A 3,386-nucleotide genomic window follows, 5' to 3' on the forward strand; every position below is an offset into this window, starting at 1 on the left:
TCGATCGCGGTGGTGTGATAGTAGGTCAGGGTGCCCTCGGCCTTGGCCGCGGCGACCAGCCCGGCATCCGGCTCTCCCGAAGCCGTCTGGGCGAACCCTGTTCTGCCCAAGGCAGGCAGGCCGATGGCACTCAGCCCGGCGAGCGCGCCACCTTGCAGGACCCGGCGGCGCGACCAAGCGCCATGCGTATCGAAGCGCGGGCGTTCATCGGAATTGGCCATATGGTTCCTCCCAGATTTCAGGTCGAGGGTGCCTGGAGCGGCATCTTCACGTTTTTCGACTGCCGTACATTTGCGCAAATATATTTGCGCGTCAACGCCAGACTGCGATAATCTGGCCAAGCCAGATGATGTCAGGAGAAGACTTGTGGACCCTTGGGCGAGCCCGGCTCTCGAAGCACCGCTCAACGAGCCGACCTATCTCAGGGTCAAGCGCGCCATCATCGGGGATCTGGTGTCCGGGCAGTTCGTCCCCGGAACCCATCTGACGATCGATGCGCTGACGTCGCGCTATGCCGTCAGCCACATGCCGATCCGCGAGGCGCTGCGCCAGCTCGAGGGCGAGGGAATCCTGATCTCGCTGGCCCATCGCGGCTTCAGGATCGAAGCCATCACCGAGGGCTACATCCGGAACATCTACGACATCCGGGTCGGGATCGAATCGATGCTCGCCCATCGGGCGGTCGAGCGGGCCACGAATGCAGAAGTCGCCACCCTCCGCCGGCTGCACGAGGATTTGAGCGCCCTGATCCGATCCGGCAAGCCGATGGTGGCGTCGCGGGAAAACATCGTCTTCCACAAGCGGATCTACGAGATCGCGAAGAATCCCGAAGCAGAGCTGATCCTGGCGGGCCGCACCCGGGTCGTGCGAACGGTGGCCGACAGCCTCGGCGGCTACTCCCCGGATGTGTATGACGCGGTCATCGCCGAGCACGAGAATATGATCCTGGCGTTCGAGGCCCATGATCCGACAGCGGCGGGAGAGGCTGTCTTCGACCACGTCACGGCCGCCAGGGACCGCCTGCTCACCCGCATTTCCGCGAAAGGCGCATTCTCGGCAAAGCCATGAGACGGCTACGCGCCGAGCCCCCCTGCATCACCGCATACTGGTCCGGCTTGGCCTCGAAGCCGATGCCGGGCAAGTCGGGCAGGCCGACATACCCGTCCTCGACCGCAATCCCGTCAGCGAAGCCCCGAAGGGCTGGAACATGTCCGGATAGGATCATTGCCACCCAGATGCAGGCCGGCGGCGATGTTCAGGGACATCTGGTGCCCGCCATGCGGCACGACCCGGCGCGTGGACCAGCCGGCGGCGGTGACCTCGTCCAGCGTGCGCAGATGAGACCATCTCGAATCTGCGGGTGCTAATGGTTCTGGTCGCAAGAGACCAGGAGAATGGGATGAGGTGGCGGGTCTTTCTCGAGCTGACCGGCGTCGACGGAGTGGTGCGGCGGCATGACGTAACGCTCGGAGGCGGCCGGGTAGGAGATCTGTCGGGAAACGATCGGCTTGACGCTGGCCGAGGGGAAGTCGGTGCTTGCTGGCTTGCAGGCTCCATTGGTCCAAGCCCAGGCTGAGGCCTACAGCGCCGCGCGACGGCCCTGCCTCTATTGCGGTCGCGATCGCGCACTGAAGGAGTGGCGTGCTCGCCGGTTGGTCACGCTGTTCGGGGTCGTTGAACCTCGGGCACCTCTGTTCAAGCCGCGCCGCTGTGGCGTGGTTCCATCTGTCGATGCGGATTCAGCACGTGGCGCAGAGCGCTAGGAGTTGGCCACGCGACACGGCGGAAAACTGTCGGCAGGGTGCAGCGCTCGTCGAGGAAATCGAGCACATCCGCTGGCGGCTGTTGCACGGGCAGATCCGGCGAGCGCTCGACTTGATCGCCGAGACCCGCGACGGGCTCGACGAACCATGCGTCCAAAAGATCAAGGGCCTGCTGCGGGACCTCGAGACATATGTGGCGAGGCATGCCACTTCGATCATCGACTATGCTGCGGCCCGGCGATCGGCCGAACCGATTTCGACGGCCACGGCCGAGAGCACGGTTCAGCGCCTGCTGCATCGTCGGATGACCGCCAAACAGCAGATGCGCTGGTCACCACGAGGCGCTCACCTCATGCTCAAGGTACGCACAGCCGTCACCAACGGAACATTTGATCGGGATCACGCGGCCGCTGCCGGTTCGCACCGGCTCCCCCACCAGCGGATTGCCGACCTCCACCGAACCCAGGTTTGAGACGGCCTCAAGGTGCATTGGCGGAAAAACTTTGTGGTGCCCCGGGGAGGCTCTCGAAAAGGCCGCCTACGAGAGGGGCCACACACAGGACGCGGCAAAGTCAGGAATCTTGTCCAACATATCATTCTATGCAAGCCTGCAACGGTGCACTGCGGTCTGGTGAATTTTCCGCCACGCCCCGCGTCGCGTTCACTGTGACGATGCAGAAACGGAATATTACAGCTCAAGCCATCAATGGGAGATTGAATATTATGAAATCGACCCTCGGTATTGCCGCCCTCGCCGCCGCGATTTCGTTCCTTGCCGGCAACACGGCGCAAGCGACCCCATCACATTCGTTTACCATCACCAACAATTCATCCGCGACGCTGAAGTTCGTGCAAATCAAAGGAATGTGCGTTGATAGCTCGACTGGAGCCACCGATATTCCTCCACACGCCACCATCACCGTGAATTGGACGGACACCAACAATGTTACATATGGATGCACAAATCGAGAAAAATTCATTGCCGTACAGTATAGTCGCGATGACTGGAATGGGTGGCTGGGAGTGGTTCACCGCAAAATCAGCGGCGACTGGTACAATGGGCAGTTCTATGCACAGACCCTACAGACCAGCGGCCCCAGCTACGCCTTTACCGATGGGCCGTTCCCGCCCAGCCCAATCTGGGCGTTGTGCTCCCACGACAACAGTTGCTTTGGCCCGTTCAGTGAAATGGTGGACGACAATAAAACCGGCTACAATTGGCAGAGACTGTACAAGACAGAAGGCGGATGGGGATTTGAATATAACGACTGAGATGCCTGAATTGCGGCGATGACGCGCCTTTAGCGGTCTTCCCGTTTTCCCTGACGGGGTTCCTACAAGAGCAGGCCGCAGGCATCCAGAATCCGTGAACACTATGACAACACGGGGGCGTCGGAAAACCCTTCGGGGCATCGCTCCCGTGCAGCAGGTCAATCCGACAGGGTTTTTCGGGCAGAAAATCCAGGCTTCGAGATGGCGTGCCGCCAGTTTGTCCGGCCATGTCGGAAATCAAGTGTTTTCCGACACTTCCGGATACATCGTTCCTAATTCGTTCATGGATTTCGGACGCCTGCGGCCTGCTCTTGTAACGACCCCGAGTAGGACCGTTCAATGGGATAGTCC

4 protein-coding genes and 2 pseudogenes are annotated in these 3,386 nt (G+C 61.2%); 4 read left to right on the forward strand and 2 right to left on the reverse strand.

Annotation, left to right across the window (positions count from 1 at the left end):
• Nucleotides 1–221 (reverse strand): hypothetical protein (locus AC3XYG_RS29645; RefSeq protein ID WP_489143476.1); only part of this gene is annotated, 221 nt, incomplete at its 3' end.
• A 70-nt stretch (nt 222–291) separates the two neighbouring features.
• Here AC3XYG_RS29645 and AC3XYG_RS29650 point away from each other — a divergent pair.
• Nucleotides 292–1,068 (forward strand): GntR family transcriptional regulator, encoded by a 777-nt coding sequence (locus AC3XYG_RS29650; RefSeq protein ID WP_489143477.1) that lies wholly within the window; start codon nt 292–294, stop codon nt 1,066–1,068.
• Here the strand turns inward: AC3XYG_RS29650 and AC3XYG_RS29655 are convergent.
• Nucleotides 1,025–1,340, reverse strand: a pseudogene (locus AC3XYG_RS29655) (hypothetical protein); the annotation flags it as partial. The gene AC3XYG_RS29650 and the pseudogene AC3XYG_RS29655 sit on opposite strands and share 44 nt — an antisense overlap.
• A 59-nt stretch (nt 1,341–1,399) precedes the next feature.
• On the opposite strand from AC3XYG_RS29655, the pseudogene AC3XYG_RS29660 reads away from it, so the two are divergent.
• The 3 genes and pseudogenes from AC3XYG_RS29660 to AC3XYG_RS29670 form a co-directional block, all read left to right on the forward strand.
• Nucleotides 1,400–2,235: pseudogene (locus tag AC3XYG_RS29660) on the forward strand (hypothetical protein).
• Between the two features lie 251 nt (nt 2,236–2,486).
• A complete protein-coding gene (locus tag AC3XYG_RS29665) occupies nt 2,487–3,035 on the forward strand; it encodes a hypothetical protein (protein WP_489143478.1) in 549 nt (182 codons plus the stop codon).
• A gap of 148 nt (nt 3,036–3,183) precedes the next feature.
• A partial coding sequence (locus tag AC3XYG_RS29670) for a hypothetical protein (protein WP_489143479.1) occupies nt 3,184–3,386 on the forward strand: 203 nt, incomplete at its 3' end.

This window comes from Inquilinus sp. (assembly GCF_057815775.1).